Genomic DNA, 19502 nt, shown 5'->3' with positions numbered 1-19502 from the left:
GGCCGGCTGACGAATTGCAAGGAGCGCATCATGCCGCTTGACGGGAAAATCGCGATCGTGACCGGCGCCGCCGGGGGAATCGGCTACGCCATCGCCGAGCGCTTCCTGCGTGAAAAGGCAAAAGTGGTGATCGCCGACATCGATCCCGAAAAGGGCGAAAAGGCGGAAAAGGACCTGTCGCCGCTCGGCGGGGTTCGCTTCGTGAAATCCGATGTCGGCAAGCGGCTCGACGTGCACAATCTGGTCGCCGCGGCGATCGACGGGTTCGGCGACATAGACATCCTGATCAATAATGCCGGCATCGCCCACGGCGCCGACTTCCTCGACCTCAGCGAAGAGGATTTCGATCGCGTGCTTGACGTGAATTTGAAAGGCTCCTTCCTCGTCGGACAGGCCGTCGCGCGCCACATGGTGGACAAGGTCAAGAGCGGCGGCGCTCCTGGCGCGATCGTCAACATGTCGTCCATCAACGCGGTGTTCGCGATCGCCAATCAGGTGCCTTATTCGGTATCCAAGGGCGGCGTGAACCAGCTTACCAAGGTGATGGCGTTGTCGCTTGCGCCCTACGGCATCCGCGTCAACGCGATCGGACCGGGTTCGATCATGACCGATATGCTTTCCAGCGTGAACGCCGATCCGGCGGCAAGGAACCGTATTTTGTCGCGCACGCCGCTCGGCCGGATCGGCGAGCCGTCCGAAATCGCTTCGGTCGCCGCCTTCCTGGTATCCGACGACGCCAGCTACATCACCGGGCAGACGCTCTACGCCGATGGCGGGCGGTTGCCGCTCAACTATACGGTGCCGGTCGCCTCCGACTGACCGGCCGTGCCGACCCGGCGGTCGCCTAGAGGATCCTGACGCTAGGCTGTCAGCAGCCCTGTGCGATCATACCTCCATCGAACACTCGACGGAGGCACGCCATGTCCATCTCCAACGCACTCGTCCACAGGGTCGGCCACTATGCGAACCGCTGGCGCGCCATGCGCGATCGTGCCCGCACGACGCGTCTGATCGCTGCATTGCCGCAGCATATCCGCAAGGATATCGGCTGGCTCGACATCCCGCTCGCCGATTTCATCCGCCACGACGGCGATGGACCGTCCCGGTTCTGACGGCAGGCGAAACCGGACGGTGCGGGTGAGGGCGGCATGAGCGGCGAAAAGACGATCGGCTTCGTGTTCGTCGAGCGCTTTGCCGACTGGGAGTACGGGCTGCTGGCGGCTTCGGCGGTCGAGTGGTTCGGCGCCAGCGCGGTCGCGATGAGCCCCGGCGGTAAGGCCGTGCGTTCGATCTCGGGCTTTCGCGTTTGCTGCGAGCGCGGGCTCGACCAAGCCGACGCGCAAGGACTCGACGCGCTCGTCATCGTCGGTTCGGACCGCTGGATGGACGCAGACGCTCCCGATCTCCGCGCGCTCATGACCGCCGTTGCCCGAGGAGACGGAGTGGTCGGCGGCATTTGTGGCGGCACGCTGGCTCTGGCGCGCGCCGGACTTTTCGAAGGCCACCGCCACACCAGCAATGGCCGGGTCTGGATCGCCGATCATCTGCCTCATTATCCCGGCGAGGAACTTTATCAGGATGTGCCGCTTGCGGTGGCGCATGGCAAAATCGTGTCGGCGCCCGGCGCGGCGCCGGCGAGTTTCGCGCTCGCCATGCTCGGGGCGCTCTATCCACAGGCCCATGAACAACTCGCCGCCATGCGGGCGATATTCGCACGCGAACATCTGCATGGCGACGATCACATGGCCCCGCTCTCCTGACATGATGTTGTCAGGAGGAACGTGGCATTCTCCCCCAACCGAAAGGAAAGACCATGACAAGCTTTGTCCCCGAAAACGCCGTGGTGTGGGCTGAAATCCCGGTTACAGACATGGATCGTGCCAAGGCTTTTTACGGCGCGGTTCTGGACAATATGCCGGCCGACCAGAACGACGGCCCCAACCCGGTGGCGGTATTCGTGTCGAAACAGCAGAGCGCGGTTGCCGGCCATCTCTATCCGGGCAAGCCCGCCGCCTCGGGCAGCGGAAACACGATCCATCTGGCTGCCGCGGCGCCGCTCGAGGACGCGCTCAAGCGTGTCGCCGACAATGGCGGTACGGTGGTGTCGCCGGTGATCGACATTCCGGCCGGCCGTTTCGCTTATTGTCTCGATCCCGACGGCAACAGCATCGGCATTTTTTGCGCCTAGGCAACAATCGAGGAATGGCGGCGGATCGCATGGGCGGTTTCGATCGAGTGGTCAGGATAGTCGCATGCGAGGCCGGTTCCCTAGGGTCGGTGATCGCGTCCGGCGCGCAGGTGACAGGACCGGCCGATCCCGGCTATCATCGGCCTGCCGTTGCCGGGATCGCGTATGACGCGCCGGAACGGGGGGCTCCGATCGGTAAGGTCGCGTCATTGCGGCGCGTGATCGAGATGAAGACGTTCGCGATGAGGCGGCCCGGCTCAGGGTTCTGTCCTATCGGCGGACGCTGCAGCCAAGAGGGCCTGCCCGCATGAGACGTGCCGACCGCCTGTTCCAGATCGTCCAACATTTGCGCGGTGGCCGGCTTGTCACCGCCCGCATGCTGGGAGAGTGGCTTGAAGTGTCCGAACGTACGATTTACCGCGACATCGCCGACCTGCAGTCGACCGGTGTGCCCATCGATGGCGAAGCTGGTGTCGGCTACATCATGCGGTCGGGCTATGAACTGCCGCCGCTGATGTTCACGCGCGACGAAATCGTGGCGCTTGTCGCCGGGGCGCGCATGGTGCGCGCCTTCGGCGGAGCGGCCATGGCGCGCTCGGCCGAGGAGGCTCTGGTCAAGATCGGCGCGGTGCTGCCCGATAATGAGCGCGAACGTATCGCACGCACCGAAATTCACGCACCGCTCTACGTGGTGAGCCAGAACGACCGCGAATCAATCGACGTGGTCGAGCGCGCGATCGAGGCGCGTTCGGTGCTGACGCTGGATTATCGCGACGAGGCCGGCCGCGGCACCATGCGCGACGTGCGTCCGCTCGGTCTGTGGTTCTGGGGCAAGGTATGGACGCTTGTCGCATGGTGCGAGATGCGCGGTGATTTCAGGGCTTTCCGCATCGACCGAATCGCGAGCCTTAACGCCGGCGGCCGCACTTTCAAGCCCGAGCGCGGCAAACAGCTTGCCGATTTCTACCGCACCATCGAGGTGCGCGAGGGGATGCCGCGCAGCATCGACGAGAAGAAGCCGGCCTGAGCGTTCCATGGACCTGAGCGTCGCATTGGAAGATCCCCGACGGGGGCCGCTGCCGGACGATCAGTGTTTGCGCGAGAGCTCCCTCGTCGCGGATTCCAACCCGGCGAGCGTCAGCGGATACATGCGCTCGGAAAAGATCTCGCGGATCATCTGGATCGAATGCGTGAAGCCCCAGTGCTTCTGCGTAACCGGGTTGATCCAGACGGCATTCGGCCATTGGTTGAGCACACGCTGCAACCACACGATCCCGGCTTCCTCGTTCCAATGCTCCACTGAGCCGCCCGGATAGGCGATTTCATAGGGGCTCATCGAGGCGTCGCCGACGAAGATCACCTTGTAGTCATGACCGTATTTGTTGAGCACGTCGTGGGTGGGCAACACTTGGGAATGACGGCGGCGATTGTCCTTCCACACGCCCTCGTAGAGGCAGTTGTGGAAGTAGAAATATTCGAGCTGGCGGAATTCGGCGCGCGCGGCCGAAAACAATTCCTCGACCACCTTGATGTGGTCGTCCATCGAACCGCCCGCGTCGAAAAACATCAACAGCTTGACCGCGTTGCGGCGTTCCGGCCGGGTCTGGACGTCGAGATAGCCGTGCTCGGCGGTGGCGTGGATCGTGCCGGGAAGGTCGAGTTCTTCGTCGGCGCCCTCGCGTACCCAGCGCCTGAGCCGCTTGAGCGCCACCTTGATGTTGCGCGTGCCGATCTCGACCGAATCGTCGAAATTCCTGAATTCGCGCTTGTCCCAGACCTTGACCGCGCGGCGGTGGCGCGATTCGTGCTGGCCGATCCTGACGCCCTCGGGATTGTAACCATAGGCGCCGAACGGCGACGTGCCGGCGGTGCCGATCCATTTCGAGCCGCCCTGGTGGCGGCCCGTCTGCTCCGCCAGCCGCTTTTTCAGCGTTTCCATCAGCTTGTCGAAGCCCCCCATCGCCTCGACCAGCTTCCTTTCCTCTTCTGTCAGATGCTTTTCGGCGAGCCTGTGCAGCCATTCCTCGGGGATGTTTGCGACATCGACCGCGCCTTCGCCCGAGACCGCCTCGACGCCCTTGAAGACATGTGAAAACACCTTGTCGAAGCGGTCGATATGGCGCTCGTCCTTCACCAGTGTCGCGCGGGCCAGGTAATAAAACCCTTCGACATCGTAGTCGACGAGACGGGCGTCCATGCCCTCCAGAAGGGTGAGATATTCGCGCAGCGAGACCGGCACGCGCGCGGCTTTCAATTCGAGGAAAAAGGGGATGAACATGGCGTGAAAATAGTGTGCCTTGACCGTGTTGTCAGCCCGCAAACGTGCCGAAGGCGCCTTCTTCGGACATGCCCGGTTCCGCGGGTGGCCGCCGTACGGGCAGGTCTCGTCTCAGCGCTGATATTTTATGAATGGGGTCTGCCTGGCGATGCGGTCGTAGAGTTTGCGTGCCGTCTCGTTGAAATCCTGCGTCATCCAGTAGACGGCGGCGGCGTCGCGCCGGTCGGCCTCGGCGTAGACCGCTTCGATTAGCGCTCGGCCGACGCCTTTGCCGCGCATATCCGGATCGGCGAAAAGGTCCTGCAGATAGCAGGTGTTCTTGTCGGACCAGCAGGTGCGGTGGAAAATGTAATGGACCAGCCCGACCGGCTTGCCGTCGCAAAGCGCGAGCAGGCCGTTGGGTTCGAATGCGCCGGGATCGAACAGGCGCTTCCAGGTCGCGGCATAGACCGCCTCTGGCACCGTGGTTTCATAAAAAGCGAGATAGGCGGTCCACAGACGCCGCCAGTCGGCATGGTCGGATTGTTGCAGCGGGCGAATGGCAATGTCTGTCACGGTCGATCTTCTCCCTGCCCGTTTTGCGGTAGTTTCCCGCCACCTGTCGGGGTGGGAAAGATCCAGCCGCGCGGCGATGCTTGCGCCTGTGCGGCCGGGCCTAACCCTGCCGGCGCGCCATGAAGGCCAGCCGTTCGAACAGATGCACGTCCTGCTCGTTTTTCAGCAAGGCGCCGTGCAGTTTCGGCAGCGCGTTTTTTGGGTCGGCGCGCAGATCGGCCGGGTCGACGTCGTCGGCGACCAGCAGCCTGATCCAGTCGAGCGCCTCGGAGGTCGACGGTTTTTTCTTCAGGCCGGGCACGTCGCGGATCTCGTAGAACTGGTTGAGCGCGGCGCGCACCAGGTTCTGCTTGATGCCCGGATAATGCACGTCGACGATCCGGGCCAGCGTCTCGGCCTCGGGGAAGCGGATATAGTGGAAAAAGCAGCGGCGCAGAAAGGCGTCGGGCAGCTCCTTCTCGTTGTTGGAAGTGATGACGACGATCGGCCGATGCCTAGCGCGCACGGTTTCGCCGGTCTCGTAGACGAAGAACTCCATACGATCGAGTTCCTGCAGCAGGTCGTTGGGAAACTCGATATCGGCCTTGTCGACCTCGTCGATCAACAGCACGACCTTCTTGTCGGCGGCGAAGGCCTCCCACAGCTTGCCGCGCTTGATGTAGTTGGCGATGTCGTTGAAGCGCGTGTCGCCGAGCTGGCTGTCGCGCAGGCGCGAGACGGCGTCGTATTCGTAAAGGCCCTGTTGTGCCTTGGTGGTCGATTTGACGTGCCACTCGATCAGGTCGAGGCCGAGGGCGGCCGCCATCTGGCGCGCCAGCTCGGTCTTGCCAGTGCCCGGCTCGCCCTTGACGAGCAGCGGCCGCTCGAGCGCAATCGCCGCGTTGACGGCCACCATCAGATCCTTGTCGGCGACATAGGCCGACGTACCTTCGAAACGCATATTGTCTTCCCGGATGATTGTTCAGGTTTGACGCAAACCGTACGGAGACATGGGTTTTGGCGCAAGGTCCGGTAATGAGGGAAATGCGATGCAACGGCTCTGGCGGAACCGGGGCCCGAGGCCTATATTCGCCCGTGACGGTCTGCGCCTCGCGGCAGGAGTAACATTCCCCGGGGCCTTATTGATCCCAAGGGAGCTGTCCCTGTTTGGACCCGTGGGTCCTTTCATACGGCGCCCACCTACTTTGTAGGCACCCGGGATCAACCTCTCCACCGGTGTGTGTGGATCGTCGCGACGCCCCAACGCTGCCGGCCAAGGCTGGCTACGTGCTGGTGCAAACTCTCCGGCCCTCCCCGACATGTCCCGGTACGCCTATCCGGTCTTGACCGTCGGCGGGCCGTCAGTTTGGCTGTGCCGGAGGTGGACGAGCATGGCTTCGCCACAGGAACAAAAGCAGGCTCTTCGAACGGCCGCGCTCGCGCGGCGCGATGCGCTCGACCCGGTCTATCGCGTGGAGGCATCGTTGCGCATCGCAGAACTCGGCGCGGCGCTCCCGGTCTCGGCCGGCGATGTCGTTGCCGGTTACTGGCCGATGCGCTCGGAAGTCGACGTGCGGCCGCTGATGTTCGGCTTGCGCGAAAGACATGCGCGGCTTTGCCTGCCGGTCGTTCTGGGCGAAACCACGATCGCATTTCGCGAATTGCTGCGCGGCGTACCGCTTATCGAGACAGGTTTCGGCACGATCGGGCCCGGCGCGGAGGCGGTGGTTCTGGATCCCACAGTCTTGCTCGTCCCGCTTGCCGCCTTCGATCGCCGCGGCCATCGGATCGGCTACGGCGCGGGCCATTACGATCGGGTGATCGCCCGGCTGCGGGAGAGCGGCGTCGCGTCGCGTCTGGTCGGAATCGCCTTCGACTGCCAACAGGTCGAGGCCGTACCGGACGAGCCTCACGATATCATCATCCCCGACATCCTGACCGAAACCGGCTTGCACACCGTGATGTCCTCTCCCTAGGCCTGGTGGACTGTTATGCATTGGCGCATGGTATGAGGCGAAATCATTCAGCTTCAGGAGCCCGGCCGAAAATGGAACTGCCCGTCGTGGAGGCTTTGCGGCGCAGACGTGGTCGATTTTGGTCCTGTCTATTCGAGACGCGGCGGATTTCGAAGTTGCGGTCTGGTTTATCAAGCTTGCCCGACGAAACGTTGGGGTCGCCGCTTCGCCAGCCAGCCGCCCGAAGGGCCGAGGCGGAAAGGTGTCTCAGCCGGGGGCGCGGCAGGCTTCTGATTTCGCCTGTCAAGCCGCGATCGGCCGACCTGGGACGTTCTCACCCTGGGCGGTTCGCGCCCGCCTCACGGTGTCTGTACCGCATCGCTGCGCGCTCCTCGCCAGACCACGAAATCCCGGCGGTCAAGCGATTCCATTTAACAATGAACGGCACTAATCTCTCGGCAACGACAAATCGGGGAGATCGACGTGCCAGGCATTTTCGAGACCGGCCTTGACCGCAACGCGGCCAATTTTCAGCCGCTGACGCCGCTTTCCTATCTGGAACGCGCGGCGATGACTTTTCCCGACCAGACCGCGATCATTCATGGTGCCGTGCGTACGAGCTACCGCGACTTCTTCGCCCGTTCGCGCCGGTTGGCCGCGGCGCTGGCGACGCACGGCATCGGCAAGGGCGACACTGTCTCGGTGATGTTGTCAAACACGCCGGCGATGCTGGAAGCCCATTTCGGCGTGCCGATGGTCAAGGCGGTGCTGCATTCGCTCAATACGAGGCTCGACGCCGCCATCGTCGCCTTCCAGCTCGACCATGCCGAAACCAAAGTGCTGATCGTCGACCGGGAATTCTCGTCGGTGGTGAAGGACGCGCTCGCCCGGACCGAGGTGAAGCCCCTGGTCATCGACTATGACGATCCCGAGCACGGCGCCGACGCGCCGCATCCCAAGGGTGAGTGCATCGGCGCGCTCGATTACGAGGCGTTCGTCGCTTCGGGCGACCCCGAGTTCGCCTGGTCGATGCCGGATGACGAATGGGACGCGATCTCGCTCAACTACACGTCCGGCACCACCGGCAATCCCAAGGGCGTGGTCTATCATCATCGCGGCGCGGCGCTGATGGCTTATGCCAACACCATCCATGCCGGCATGGGGCAACATCCGGTCTATCTGTGGACGCTGCCGATGTTTCACTGCAACGGCTGGTGCTTTCCCTGGACGCTGGCCGTTCAGGCGGGAACCCATGTGTGCCTGCGCTGGGTGCGTGCCGGGGCGATGTATGACGCGATCGCCGACCATGGCGTGACCCATCTGTGCGGGGCGCCGGTGGTGATGTCGAGCCTGCTCAATGCGCCCGACGCGGAAAAGCGCGCGTTTTCGCAAACAGTCACCTTCAACACCGCCGCCGCGCCGCCGCCCGAGGCGGTGCTGTCGGGCATGGCCGATGCGGGTTTCGTCGTCAACCATCTCTACGGGCTGACCGAGACCTACGGTCCGGCGGTCGTCAACGAATGGAAGCGGGAATGGGACGCGCTCGACAAGGGCGGGCGCACATCCAAAAAGGCCCGGCAGGGCGTGCGCTACGCCGCGCTGGAAAACCTGACCGTGATGGATCCGCAGACGATGGACAAGACGCCGGCCGATGGCGAGACGATCGGCGAGGTGATGTTTCGCGGCAATATCGTGATGAAGGGTTATCTGAAAAACAGGCAGGCGACCGACGAGGCGCTGGCCGGCGGCTGGTTCCATTCCGGCGATCTCGGCGTGATGCATCCGGACGGCTACATCCAGCTCAAGGACCGGTCGAAGGACATCATCATTTCCGGCGGCGAGAACATCTCCTCGATCGAGGTCGAGGATGCGCTCTACAAACACGCGGCCGTCGCGTCCTGCGGTGTCGTGGCCAGGGCGGACGACAAATGGGGCGAGACGCCGGTCGCCTATGTCGAATTGAAGCCGGGCAAGACGGCGAGCGAGGCGGAGATACTCGCGCATTGCCGGACGCTGCTCGCGCGCTTCAAATGCCCAAAAATGGTGGTTTTCGCCGAGATTCCGAAAACCTCGACCGGCAAGATCCAGAAATTCCGCCTGCGCGAGATGGCGAAGTCGTTGTGACGGGCAGCCGCGGCCCAAAGCCGCGCGCCGTTCAGGCGCCTGCGTCCAATATAGGACTTTCCCTTCTCCGTTAACCTGACGTTAAGCTTTATAGGTGTTTACTAAATTCATCCAGTTTTGCTGGATTCTTACCGAGCGGCTGGGTCTGCTCTGTTTGACGCCTCCCTGTTAAACTCCTGAGAGCCGCTTTACGCGGCTCTTTTTTTGTCCGATTTCGGGACTGGCGCGGGCTTCGGCGTTAACCCTTTGTTAAACATCGCCTTGCGTTCGCCGGGGAGAACGCGCAATTTCTGCCTCCGGGACCGTTAGGTCGCCGACCTGATCGGGCTATATGCATTGGCCACTGGTCGGAAGCAGTCGAGCGTACGGGGTGACATCCATGAGTAAAGCGGTAAGAGGCGACGAGAATACCATCAATCTCGCCGAACGCAGGCTGTTTTCGCCGTCGTTCAAGCCGCTTTACGACGAAGGCATGGGGCTCGTCGAAAAGACAGCGGAATATCTCGACGGGCCGGGCCGGGCCGAGGCCAAGAAGCTGTCGCGGCTGGCGGCCACGCTCTATGCCGCCGAATCGATGCGGCTGACGACACGGCTGATGCAGATCGCGTCCTGGCTATTGTTGCAGCGGGCGGCCAATTCCGGCGAGATGACGCGCGAACAGGTTGCCTCGGAAAAGTCGAAGGTCCGGCTCGATACTGCTTCGGCCCACGATCAGGCGGAAGGCTGGTGCGAACTGCCGGAGGATTTCCGCGCGCTGGTTTCGCATTCGCTTAATCTGCAGGGACGGGTGCGTCGGCTCGACGATGAAATTTATGGCGGCGGCGCCGACCCGCTCGCCGGTGCCGGCATGACCAATCCGGTTTCCGACCAGATCACGCTCCTGAACACCGCGTTCGCCCGCGGTTGATTGGTCAGTCCGCGACCGGCCGGCCGAGAGCGGCAAAAAGCGGATCGGCGGCCGGCAGCGCCAGCAGGGCGGCGGCTGCGATCAGGACGAAGGTCACGCGGCGGTAAATCTTGTCGTTTGCCAGGCCGAAGAGGCGCGAACCGATCAAGAGGCCGACGAAATAGGGGCCGGCGGCGGCGATGCTCAGCAACACCGCTTGACGCTCGAACAGGCCGGCCACCCAGATATTGGCGATCGAGAGGGCTTCCGTAAGGAAAAACAGGGCCATCAGATTGGCGCGCACGATCAAGCGCGGCAGGTGCGAGGCGAGCCAATAGATGATGACCGGCGGCCCGGGAATAGACGCGATTCCCGACAACAACCCGGCCACCGACCCGACCAGCAGCGACGTGACGGTGGTGCGCGGGCCGGCGTAGCGCCACCCCTTCACCAAGGCCGTCGCGCATAGCAGGATCGCCACGCAGATCAGCCAGCGTAGCATCGTGGGGTCGCCCCATTTCAAGATCTGGATCCCGACCGGCAACAGCAGGCTGAGCCCGGCCAGAACCGGCAAGACCTCGCGCCAGCGCGCGATCTTGAGCGCGGGGATCGTCACCGGGACGATCGGCAGCGTGTCGATCAGCACAACGATGACCAGCGCTGCCTTCGGCCCATAGAGCGCGGCAGCGACGGGCACTACGATCATGCCGGTGCCGAAGCCGGACATTCCGCGGGCAATGCCGCCGACAAGCACGGTGCCAAGCAGAATGGCGAGCGACAGGTCGAAGTCGGGGAGGGGCAAGTGGCGTTCCGGTGCTGTGGGTGTGGATGCGGGAATCGCAGCGAAGGCGGCAATTTCGTTTCTCGTTTGTTCACATTCGGCTGGCAATGGTCCTGCGTCAGATTAAGGTGGGGCCATGGCTAGCACGATTCGTATCATCGGTATCGATCCGGGGCTGCGCCGCACCGGCTGGGGGCTGGTCGAGGCGGCGGGCAACGCGCTGCGGTTCGTTGCCGCCGGCACCGTGCGCTCGGATGCCTCGGCGGCGCTCGCGGTTCGCCTTCGCCAGTTGCATGACGGGCTCACGGAGGTGATGCGTGCGCTCGAGCCGGACGAGGCAGCGGTGGAGCAGACTTTCGTCAACCGCGATGCCACGGCGACGCTGAAGCTCGGCCAGGCGCGTGGCGTGGCCATGCTTGTGCCGGCGCTTTCGGGCCTTTCGGTCGCCGAATATGCGCCGAACGCGGTCAAAAAGACGGTGATCGGGGTCGGTCACGGCGACAAGAAGCAGATCCACATGATGGTCAAGGTGTTGATGCCCAAGGCGACTTTCGACAGTGAGGACGCCGCCGACGCGCTCGCGATCGCAATTTGCCATGCCCATCATCGCCAAAGCGTGCCGGCGCGGCTGGCTGCAGCCTATGCGGGCGCGCGGGCATGATCGGCAAGCTCAAGGGAACGCTCGACGAGGTTGGCGAGGACTATTGCGTGGTCGACGTGCACGGCGTCGGTTACGTCGCCTTTTGCCCCGCCCGCGTGCTTGCCGGCCTGCCGGGGCCTGGCGAGGCGGTGACGCTCTATATCGAGACCTATGTGCGCGAGGACATGATCAGGCTCTACGGCTTCACCTCCGCGCTCGAGCGCGAATGGTTCCGGCTGCTGCAGAACAATGTCCAGGGCGTGGGGGCCAAAGTGGCGCTCGCCGTGTTGTCGACGCTGTCGGCGGCGGATTTGGCCAATGCGGTGGCGCTGCGCGATATCGCCATGGTCAGCCGCGCGCCGGGCGTCGGCAAGAAGGTCGCCGAACGCATCGTCACCGAACTGCGCGACAAGGCGCCGGCCCATGCCGGCGCGGCGTCGGGCACGATCGGACTGAAGCAGGAACTCGGCGAAGGCGTGGCGCCGGCGCCGGTCGCCGACGCCGTGTCGGCACTTACCAATCTCGGCTATGGTCGCGACGTGGCCGCAAGCGCCGTCGCCGCTGCGATGAAGGAGGCCGGCGAGGATGCCGATTCGGCCAGGCTGATCCGGCTCGGGCTGAAGGAGCTGGCGAGATGATCGTCGGCTTGCCGGGTTCCGGCCGGCGTGCGATGAGGTCTTCATGAACACCGCCCCCCGGCTGATTTCCTCCGACAAGCGTGGCGAGGACGTCGACGTCTCGCTGCGACCGCAATCGCTGGACGATTTCGTCGGCCAGGCGGCCGCGCGCGCCAACCTGAAAGTTTTCATCGAAGCGGCCAAGGCGCGTGGCGAGGCGCTCGACCACGTGCTTTTCGTCGGCCCGCCGGGGCTTGGCAAGACCACGCTGGCCCAGATCATGGCCAAGGAGCTGGGAGTGAATTTCCGCTCCACCTCCGGACCGGTGATCGCCAAGGCGGGCGATCTGGCGGCGCTGCTCACCAATCTCGAGGATCGCGACGTTCTGTTCATCGACGAGATCCACCGTCTGACGCCGGCGGTGGAGGAAATCCTCTATCCGGCGATGGAGGATTTCCAGCTCGACCTGATCATCGGCGAGGGGCCGGCGGCACGTTCGGTCAAGATTGATCTCGCGCGCTTCACGCTGGTGGCCGCCACCACGCGGCTCGGGCTGATCACCAATCCCCTGCGCGACCGTTTCGGCATTCCCGTGCGGCTCAATTTCTACGAGGTCGGGGAACTGGAGAAGATCGTGCATCGCGGGGCGCGCATCCTCAGCCTGCCGATGGCCGAGGAGGGCGCCACGGAAATCGCCCGCCGGGCGCGCGGCACGCCGCGAATCGCCGGGCGATTGCTGCGCCGGGTACGCGATTTCGCCTCCGTTGCCGGCGTCGAGGTGGTCGACCGCAAGATCGCCGACGAGGCGCTGTCGCGGCTGGAGGTCGACGCGCTCGGCCTCGACCAGCTCGACCGGCGTTATTTGACCATGATTGCGCGGAATTTCGGTGGCGGCCCGGTGGGGATCGAGACCATCGCCGCGGGGCTCTCGGAGCCGCGCGATGCCATCGAGGACATCATCGAGCCGTTCCTGATCCAGCAGGGCTTTATCCAGCGCACGCCTCGCGGGCGGCTGTTGACGGGCAATGCCTGGCGTCATCTCGGGCTCGAAGCGCCGCGCAACCTGGCCGAGATGCAGGGGCGGCTATTCGAAGAAGAGTGACGGCGATGTACTGACACAACGGTGTCAGTACGCAGGCACTAGCGTGGCGACTGATCCGAGATCCGAGTCGCCATGCCCGTTTCGACCAAGCTTAACGCCACCCTGCGCGCCTTTATCGAAAGGCAACCGCTGTTCTTCGTCGCCACGGCAGCACGCGACGGCAGGGTGAACGTCTCGCCGAAGGGCCTGGACAGTTTGCGCATCCTCGGCGACAGGCGGATCGTGTGGCTCAACCTTTCGGGAAGCGGCAACGAGACGGCGGCCCATCTCAGCGACACGCCACGGATGACGCTGATGTTCGCTGCGTTCGAGGATGCGCCGCTGATTCTGCGGGTCTATGGTCAGGCTGGGGTGGTGCATCCGCGCGACGACGCCTGGCGCGAGCATGTCGAACGTTTCTCGGAGATGGCCGGCAGCAGGCAGATTTTCGATCTGACGATCGACCTCGTTCAAACGTCGTGCGGGACCGGCGTGCCGCTGATGCGGTTTGCCGGACAAAGGGGCCCGGAGGAACTTTTGCCGTTTTACGAGGCGATGGGCACGGAAGGCGTGCGCGACTACTGGCGCCGCAAGAACCTGACCAGCATCGACGGCAGGCCGACGGGCCTGTTCGGTGCGGACGAATGAGGTCGACGGTGCAAGCAGCCCGTGCGGGATCGACGCGGCTGCCGGCAAGACGGATCTAAGGCTTCGGCAATCTTGCCACCGCCCGAAGTATCGCGCCCTCGGTCGGCTCTCCCTCGAAGGCCTCGACCACGCCGAAGGCGCCGCCATAGCCCCAGATAGACCAGGCGAAGCCGTTTTCTTCGGCAAGCCCGATCATGTCGCCGACATAGGCGGCCCGCCATTCGGCCGGCATGACGGCCTGGCTGTCGTATTCCTGGCGGATCATGCCGAACTCGCCGAGCAGGATGTCCTGCGGCGCGATGCCGTGCCGGCGCACCCAATCGGCGACCTGGACGAAGGGGGCGGCCATCACGGCGGCGAGTTCGTCGGCGGTGTCCAGCTTGGCGGTCTCCTCGTCGAGATAGGCCAGCATGCCGGCCTGGCGCGCCCAGGGCGCGTCGGCGCGAATCCGTGCGCGGACTTTTTCGAGCGCGGCGTCGAGTTCGGCGCGCGGCACGGCGTGCGGCGGGTAGGGCAGTCCGGTGACATAGCGGATGAAGTCGCCGGCCCAGCCCGCGCCCTGATGGGTCAACAGGAAGGGAGCGTATGAATGAAACGACCACAGCACATTGTCGTCGGGGATCGTTGCCGGGTCGAGCGCGGCGAGACCCTCGGCCGAGCCCCAGCATCCGCCCGAAAGTACCAGCGTCAGCCGCGTCGCGGAGGCGCGTGCGGCGGCAAACAGCCGCCCGAGCCGGTCGGGCCAGGCCGTCGTACCGGGCGCGCAGTCCACGATCGGCTCGTTCATCAGTTCGAAGGCGACCATGGACGGGTTTTCGCGCGCGAGCGTGCGTGCCATGCGCCGGACCGTCTCGACGTAACGCTCGAACAGCGCCGCATCGTCCATCACCTGGCTCATGCCGATGGCGCGGTTGCCGCCGGCGGGAAACAGATGCATGTCGACAATGACCTTCAGCCCGGCCGCCGTGACGGCGCGTACGGCGTCCGACACTTCGCCATAGAGCCGGTCGTGGAAACGGGCCGATTTGTCGGACAGGAAGGGCGAGGGATCGACCGGCATGCGCACGAAGTCGAAGCCGGCCTGTTTGAGGCGTGTCAGGGCGGCATGGTTGACGGTGCGGCGCCATTCGGGAAAGGGCAGCAGCGCGTCTTCTTCGCTCCAGCGGCTTTCGTCGGGCCAGGTGACCCAAATGTCGAGATTGAGGCCGCGCTGGGCCGAAAAGGTCGCCGCGTTCGTCCAACTGCTCGCGGCCAGCACAAGCACCAGACCGGCAAGGCCATGCTTGAACAATACGGCCAGGAATGCCATCGATTTGCGCGCGCGCCCCATGCGGGCTCCTTGCCAGACGGATCGGACGAAGGAAAGCGGGATGGCGGATCATGGTGAACGGCCGGCGGGCATTGCCGGGGAAATGACCGATGTCGGCCACCGGCTGCACGCCCGGGTCTATTATGCCGATACGGATTTTTCCGGCGTGGTCTACCACGCGCGTTATCTGGAATTCTTCGAGCGCGGACGGTCCGATTTCCTGCGGCTTGCCGGGGTGCATCATACCGAGCTTGCCGACGGCAAGCATGGCGAAAGGCTGGTCTGGGTGGTGCGCAAGATGGCGATCGAGTTCAAGGCGCCGGCGAAGATCGACGATATTCTGACCATCGACACCCGTACGGCCGAGATATCCGGCGCGCGGATTTTCATGGACCAGGAGCTGAAACGCGGCGACGACGTGCTGGTGACGGCAAGGGTGGAGGCGGCGATCGTGGGCGAAGGGGGGCGGCCGCGCCGCTTTCCCAAAGAATGGATCTCCGCCTTCATGCCGGGGCGCGAAGCCTGAGCCGACGGCCGATCCACGCGGAGATGGGGCGAATCCTAACCGCTCCTTAACCTTAACCCATCATGAATCGAACTGATCGGATCGTCACGTCCCGGCGCGCCTTGGTTTTACCAAGATTCCTACGGAAAAGGCCGCGACAGCGCGTGGGGTGATGTCGGGGAGACTGCGTTCGACCGGACCGGCGGGAGACAGGCGCGGGCCGGCCGCGTCCGGCGCCCCATTCTTAAGGACAGGATATCCATGGAATCTTCAGCTCTTCCCGAGCTTGCCACCAGCCTTTCTGTGTGGTCGCTCTTCTGGCAGGCGGGCTGGATCGTCAAGCTGGTGATGATCGGCCTGCTGGTGGCGTCGATCTGGACCTGGGCGATCATCATCGACAAGCTGATCGCCTATCGCCGCATGCGCGCGACGCTCGATCGCTTCGAGGAGAATTTCTGGTCGGGGCAGTCGCTCGAAGAACTCTATCGCTCCTTGTCGGAGCGCACGACCGCCGGGATGGGCGCGATCTTCGTCGCGGCCATGGCGGAGTGGAAGAAGAGTTTCGAAAAAGGGGCGCGTTCGCCGATCGGCCTGCAGACGCGGATCGACAAGGCGATGGACCTGGCGCTGACGCGCGAGATGGAAGGGCTGGAAGGAAGGCTCGGCTTCCTCGCCACGATCGGCTCGTCGGCGCCGTTTATCGGCCTGTTCGGTACGGTGGTCGGCATCATGACCTCTTTCCAGGCGATCGCCGGGTCGAAGTCGACAAGCCTCGCCGTTGTCGCGCCCGGCATCGCCGAGGCGCTGCTGGCCACCGCGATCGGCCTTCTGGCCGCCATTCCCGCGGTCGTCGCCTACAACAAGTTGTCCTCCGACGCGGGCAGGCTTGCCATGCGCATGGAAGGGTTCGCGGACGAGTTCTCCGCCATACTCTCGCGCCAAATCGATGAAAGAATTCCGCAGAAAGCCTGAACGGCAGGAGCAGCACCATGGCCATGTCGGTAGTGCAATCAGGTGGGCGCGGCGGACGCGGACACCGGCGCCGCGGTCGTCACCACGCCTTGATGTCGGAAATCAACGTCACGCCGTTCGTCGACGTGATGCTGGTGCTGTTGATCATCTTCATGGTCGCGGCGCCGCTGTTGACCGTCGGCGTGCCGATCGACCTGCCCGAAACCGAGGCCAATGCACTCAATGCGGATACGCAGCCGATCACGGTGTCGGTCAACGACAAGGGCCAGATCTATCTTCAGGAAACCGAGGTTCCGATCGACGAGGTCGTCGCCAAGCTCGAGGCGATCGCGCGCACCGGCTATGACGAGCGCATCTATGTGCGCGGCGACAAGGCCGCCGATTACGGCACGGTGATGAAGGTGATGGCCCGTATCTCGGCGGCCGGCTTCCGCAATCTCGGTCTGGTGACGCTGCAGGAACAGGACAGCTAGCCCATGTGTGGCGCTGTAGGTTCTGGCGGATCATGAGAACGGGCCTCGTCACTTCGACGGCGCTGCATGCCGTGTTGCTGGGTTTCGGCCTGGTGACGCTGTCGGCGCCGCGCGCCTATGAAGTTGCCGAGGAACAGGCGGTGATGGTCGACACCATTCCGGTCGAGGAATGGACCCGTCTGCAGACCGGCGACAAGGACGCGCCAGCCGAGGACAAGCCGGCGCCGTTGCCGACGGAGCGGCCTGACGTGGTCGAGAATGCCGAAAGGGTCGGCGAGAATTCCGTCGACACCGACGCACCACCCGTGCCGGAGGCCAAGCCGAAACCGGTCGAGACGGCCGCTCTGCCCGAACCGCAGCCGGAACCCGAACCTGAACCCGATCCGACGCCGGACCCGGCTCCGACCCAGCCCGACGAGGCCGCGCCGGCCCCGGTTCCGGCAACCGAAATCCGGCCCGAGCCGCAGCCGAAACAGGACGTCAAGCCCGACCCGGCGCCCGAGGCCATAGCGGCGGAGAGCCCCGAGGCGGATGCGGCCGAATTGCCGGACTCCGCGCCCGCGCCGCAGGCGCGGCCGACCCCGCCCGAGGCGCAGACGGCCAAGGCGCCGGATCGCAAGGACGCCGACAAGCCGAAGGCCGAACAGGCGCGCAAGCCGCAATCGGAGAGCACGGAAAACCTGCTCGACGACGTGGCGGCGCTGCTCAACAAGGAAAAACCGTCCGGCGGCGGTGCCAAGCGCTCGAACCGCGAAGCCTCGCTCGGCGCGGAAACCAAACGTCCGGCCGAAAAGTTGTCGCGCAGCGAAATGGACGCGCTGCGCCAGCGGCTGGGCGGATGCTGGTCGCTCCCGGCCGGTATCGTCGACTACGAACTGCTCAAGGTGTCGGTACGCTTCCGGCTCGACCGAGCGGGAAATCTCGACGGGCCGCCGGAACTGATCAAGGGTGGCGCCAGTTCTGGACCTGGCCGCACCGCTGCCGAATCGGCACTGCGGGCGGTGCAGAAATGCGCGCCGTTCAACCTGCCGAACGACAAATACGAGACATGGTCCGAAGTCATTGTTCACTTCGATCCAACCGATATGTTCTAGACTCTTTGCTGGCGTGACCGACATCGCAAGGGCGCCAGGCCACCGATCCTGATGAAGGGACCGACATGACAGCTATCTTCAAATCCGTGATGCTTGCCGTGACGCTGGCCGTCGCCGGCGTCCTGACGACGCAGCCGGCGCGCGCGCTGGTCGAGATCGACGTCAACAAGGGCGTGATCGAGCCGCTGCCGATCGCCATCACCGAATTCCTGTCCGGCGACACGCTCGGCAAGGAGATTTCCGACATCGTCGCGGCCGACCTTCAACGCTCCGGGCTGTTCGCGCCGATCGATCGTGGCGCCTTCATCGAGAAGATTTCCAACCCCGACGCTGCACCCCGTTTCGAGGACTGGAAGGTGATCAACGCCCAGGCGCTCGTCACCGGCCGCGTCACCCAGGAAAGCGACGGTCGCGTGCGGGCCGAATTCCGGCTCTGGGACACGTTCGCCGGCCAGCAACTGGTCGGCGAGCAGTTCTTCGCCTCCAAGGCCAATACGCGCCGGGTCGCCCATATCATCGCCGACGCGATCTACGAGCGCCTAACCGGGGAAAAGGGCTATTTCGACACCCGCATCGTCTTCATCGACGAGTCCGGCCCAAAGAACCAGCGCAAGAAAAGGCTGGCGATCATGGACCAGGACGGCGCCAATGCGCGCTATTTGTCCGACGGCCGGGCGATCGCGCTGACGCCGCGCTTTTCGCCCAACCGGCAGGAAATCACCTATATGTCGTACGAGAGCGGCCAACCGCAGGTCTACCTGCTGCAGATCGAGACCGGGCAGCGCGAACTGGTCGGCAATTTCCCGGGCATGACGTTTGCGCCGCGCTTCTCGCCCGACGGGCAAAAGGTGATCATGAGCCTGCTGCGCGACGACGGCAATTCCAACATCTACACGCTGGATCTGCGCAGCCGCACGACCACCAGGCTGACCGATTCGAGCGCGATCGACACCTCGCCGTCCTATTCGCCCGACGGCACGCAGATCGTGTTCACCTCCGACCGCGGCGGCCGGGCGCAGATCTATGTCATGAACGCCGACGGCTCCAATCAGCGCCGCATCTCGTTCGGCGACGGCTCCTATTCGACCCCGGTCTGGTCGCCGCGCGGCGATCTGGTCGCCTTCACCAAGCAGTCGGGCGGCGAATTCCAGATCGGCGTGATGCGCACCGACGGGTCCGGCGAACGGATCCTGTCGAGCGGCTTCAGCCAGGAAGGGCCGACCTGGGCCCCGAACGGCCGGGTGATCATGTTCTTCCGCCAGCCGGCCGGCTCGGCGGGGCCGCGGCTGTTTTCGATCGACCTGACTGGACGCAACGAGCAGCCGATCGCCAGCCCCAATTTCGCCTCCGATCCGGCCTGGTCGCCATTGCTGGAATGAGGGCGATCCGCGCGTATTTCGGCGTGGATGCGGCGATT

At 64.4% G+C, this 19502-nt stretch carries 22 protein-coding genes and 1 other RNA gene; 18 read left to right on the top strand and 5 right to left on the bottom strand.

Annotated features, from left to right (window positions below; genetic code table 11):
- Nucleotides 1–30: 30 nt before the first annotated feature.
- The 5 genes from GN330_RS03845 to GN330_RS03825 all read left to right on the top strand — a co-directional run bounded on the left by GN330_RS03845 (nt 31) and on the right by GN330_RS03825 (nt 3215).
- Complete coding sequence (locus GN330_RS03845) at nt 31–819, top strand: SDR family NAD(P)-dependent oxidoreductase (protein WP_156711322.1); 789 nt, start codon at nt 31–33, stop codon at nt 817–819.
- A gap of 101 nt (nt 820–920) precedes the next feature.
- On the top strand, nt 921–1112 hold the full coding sequence (locus GN330_RS03840; protein ID WP_156711321.1) for a hypothetical protein: 192 nt from the start codon (nt 921–923) through the stop codon (nt 1110–1112).
- A gap of 36 nt (nt 1113–1148) precedes the next feature.
- Nucleotides 1149–1760, top strand: a complete 612-nt coding sequence (locus GN330_RS03835; RefSeq protein ID WP_156711320.1) for a DJ-1/PfpI family protein — start codon at nt 1149–1151, stop codon at nt 1758–1760.
- Nucleotides 1761–1813: 53 nt separating this feature from the next.
- The gene (locus GN330_RS03830; RefSeq protein WP_156711319.1) at nt 1814–2188 is read left to right on the top strand and encodes a VOC family protein; all 375 of its coding nucleotides are present in this window, start codon (nt 1814–1816) and stop codon (nt 2186–2188) included.
- 307 nt (nt 2189–2495) lie between these two features.
- Nucleotides 2496–3215 carry a helix-turn-helix transcriptional regulator gene (locus GN330_RS03825; RefSeq protein ID WP_156711318.1) on the top strand — a complete coding sequence of 240 codons (720 nt, stop codon included), beginning with the start codon at nt 2496–2498 and terminating at the stop codon, nt 3213–3215.
- A gap of 60 nt (nt 3216–3275) precedes the next feature.
- Here the strand turns inward: GN330_RS03825 and GN330_RS03820 are convergent, their stop codons facing one another.
- From GN330_RS03820 to GN330_RS03810, 3 genes are all read right to left on the bottom strand, one after another.
- Entirely contained in the window at nt 3276–4466 is a 1191-nt protein-coding gene (locus GN330_RS03820) for a vWA domain-containing protein (RefSeq protein WP_156711935.1), read from the bottom strand.
- A gap of 111 nt (nt 4467–4577) precedes the next feature.
- Nucleotides 4578–5021: a GNAT family N-acetyltransferase gene (locus GN330_RS03815; RefSeq protein ID WP_343040233.1), complete on the bottom strand. Its 444-nt coding sequence runs from the start codon at nt 5019–5021 to the stop codon at nt 4578–4580.
- 100 nt (nt 5022–5121) lie between these two features.
- Nucleotides 5122–5961 carry an AAA family ATPase gene (locus GN330_RS03810; protein WP_156711316.1) on the bottom strand — a complete coding sequence of 280 codons (840 nt, stop codon included), beginning with the start codon at nt 5959–5961 and terminating at the stop codon, nt 5122–5124.
- Nucleotides 5962–6097: 136 nt separating this feature from the next.
- Here GN330_RS03810 and ssrS point away from each other — a divergent pair.
- From ssrS to rcdA, 4 genes are all read left to right on the top strand, one after another.
- Nucleotides 6098–6253, top strand: a non-coding RNA gene (gene ssrS / locus GN330_RS03805) — 6S RNA.
- A gap of 138 nt (nt 6254–6391) precedes the next feature.
- On the top strand, nt 6392–6976 hold the full coding sequence (locus GN330_RS03800) for a 5-formyltetrahydrofolate cyclo-ligase (RefSeq protein WP_156711315.1): 585 nt from the start codon (nt 6392–6394) through the stop codon (nt 6974–6976).
- A 462-nt stretch (nt 6977–7438) separates the two neighbouring features.
- The gene (locus GN330_RS03795) at nt 7439–9079 is read left to right on the top strand and encodes an acyl-CoA synthetase (RefSeq protein ID WP_343040230.1); all 1641 of its coding nucleotides are present in this window, start codon (nt 7439–7441) and stop codon (nt 9077–9079) included.
- Between the two features lie 379 nt (nt 9080–9458).
- On the top strand, nt 9459–9986 hold the full coding sequence (rcdA, locus tag GN330_RS03790; protein ID WP_156711314.1) for a protease adaptor protein RcdA: 528 nt from the start codon (nt 9459–9461) through the stop codon (nt 9984–9986).
- Nucleotides 9987–9990: 4 nt separating this feature from the next.
- On the opposite strand, the gene GN330_RS03785 is transcribed toward rcdA, so the two are convergent.
- Nucleotides 9991–10767, bottom strand: a complete 777-nt coding sequence (locus GN330_RS03785; RefSeq protein WP_246188488.1) for a sulfite exporter TauE/SafE family protein — start codon at nt 10765–10767, stop codon at nt 9991–9993.
- A 115-nt stretch (nt 10768–10882) separates the two neighbouring features.
- Here GN330_RS03785 and ruvC point away from each other — a divergent pair, with 115 nt between their 5' ends.
- The 4 genes from ruvC to GN330_RS03765 all read left to right on the top strand — a co-directional run bounded on the left by ruvC (nt 10883) and on the right by GN330_RS03765 (nt 13732).
- Nucleotides 10883–11407 (top strand): crossover junction endodeoxyribonuclease RuvC, encoded by a 525-nt coding sequence (gene ruvC / locus GN330_RS03780; protein WP_156711313.1) that lies wholly within the window; start codon nt 10883–10885, stop codon nt 11405–11407.
- Nucleotides 11404–12024, top strand: coding sequence for a Holliday junction branch migration protein RuvA (ruvA, locus tag GN330_RS03775; RefSeq protein WP_156711312.1), 621 nt, complete (start codon nt 11404–11406; stop codon nt 12022–12024). The genes ruvC and ruvA overlap by 4 nt, the downstream gene beginning before the upstream one ends.
- Before the next feature lie 43 nt (nt 12025–12067).
- Nucleotides 12068–13105, top strand: a complete 1038-nt coding sequence (ruvB, locus tag GN330_RS03770; protein WP_156711311.1) for a Holliday junction branch migration DNA helicase RuvB — start codon at nt 12068–12070, stop codon at nt 13103–13105.
- Nucleotides 13106–13177: 72 nt separating this feature from the next.
- Nucleotides 13178–13732: a pyridoxamine 5'-phosphate oxidase family protein gene (locus tag GN330_RS03765; protein WP_156711310.1), complete on the top strand. Its 555-nt coding sequence runs from the start codon at nt 13178–13180 to the stop codon at nt 13730–13732.
- 55 nt (nt 13733–13787) lie between these two features.
- Here GN330_RS03765 and GN330_RS03760 read toward each other — a convergent pair whose 3' ends face one another.
- Nucleotides 13788–15041 (bottom strand): glycoside hydrolase family 5 protein, encoded by a 1254-nt coding sequence (locus GN330_RS03760; protein ID WP_156711932.1) that lies wholly within the window; start codon nt 15039–15041, stop codon nt 13788–13790.
- A 61-nt stretch (nt 15042–15102) separates the two neighbouring features.
- Between GN330_RS03760 and ybgC the strand changes: the two genes are divergently transcribed.
- The 5 genes from ybgC (at nt 15103) to tolB (ending at nt 19464) form a co-directional block, all read left to right on the top strand.
- The gene (gene ybgC / locus GN330_RS03755) at nt 15103–15567 is read left to right on the top strand and encodes a tol-pal system-associated acyl-CoA thioesterase (RefSeq protein WP_156711309.1); all 465 of its coding nucleotides are present in this window, start codon (nt 15103–15105) and stop codon (nt 15565–15567) included.
- A gap of 240 nt (nt 15568–15807) precedes the next feature.
- Entirely contained in the window at nt 15808–16518 is a 711-nt protein-coding gene (gene tolQ / locus GN330_RS03750; protein WP_156711308.1) for a protein TolQ, read from the top strand.
- Nucleotides 16519–16535: 17 nt separating this feature from the next.
- Nucleotides 16536–16991, top strand: coding sequence for a protein TolR (gene tolR, locus GN330_RS03745; RefSeq protein WP_156711307.1), 456 nt, complete (start codon nt 16536–16538; stop codon nt 16989–16991).
- 32 nt (nt 16992–17023) lie between these two features.
- Nucleotides 17024–18085 carry a cell envelope integrity TolA family protein gene (locus GN330_RS03740; RefSeq protein WP_156711306.1) on the top strand — a complete coding sequence of 354 codons (1062 nt, stop codon included), beginning with the start codon at nt 17024–17026 and terminating at the stop codon, nt 18083–18085.
- Between the two features lie 89 nt (nt 18086–18174).
- Nucleotides 18175–19464 (top strand): Tol-Pal system beta propeller repeat protein TolB, encoded by a 1290-nt coding sequence (gene tolB, locus GN330_RS03735; protein ID WP_246188548.1) that lies wholly within the window; start codon nt 18175–18177, stop codon nt 19462–19464.
- Nucleotides 19465–19502 lie beyond the last annotated feature (38 nt).

It is taken from the genome of Nitratireductor arenosus (genome assembly GCF_009742725.1).
In the GTDB taxonomy this organism is placed as follows: Bacteria; Pseudomonadota; Alphaproteobacteria; order Rhizobiales; family Rhizobiaceae; genus Mangrovimarina; species Mangrovimarina arenosa.
Note: the sequence above shows the minus strand (reverse complement) of the source record. Positions and strands in the feature narration are given on the sequence as shown.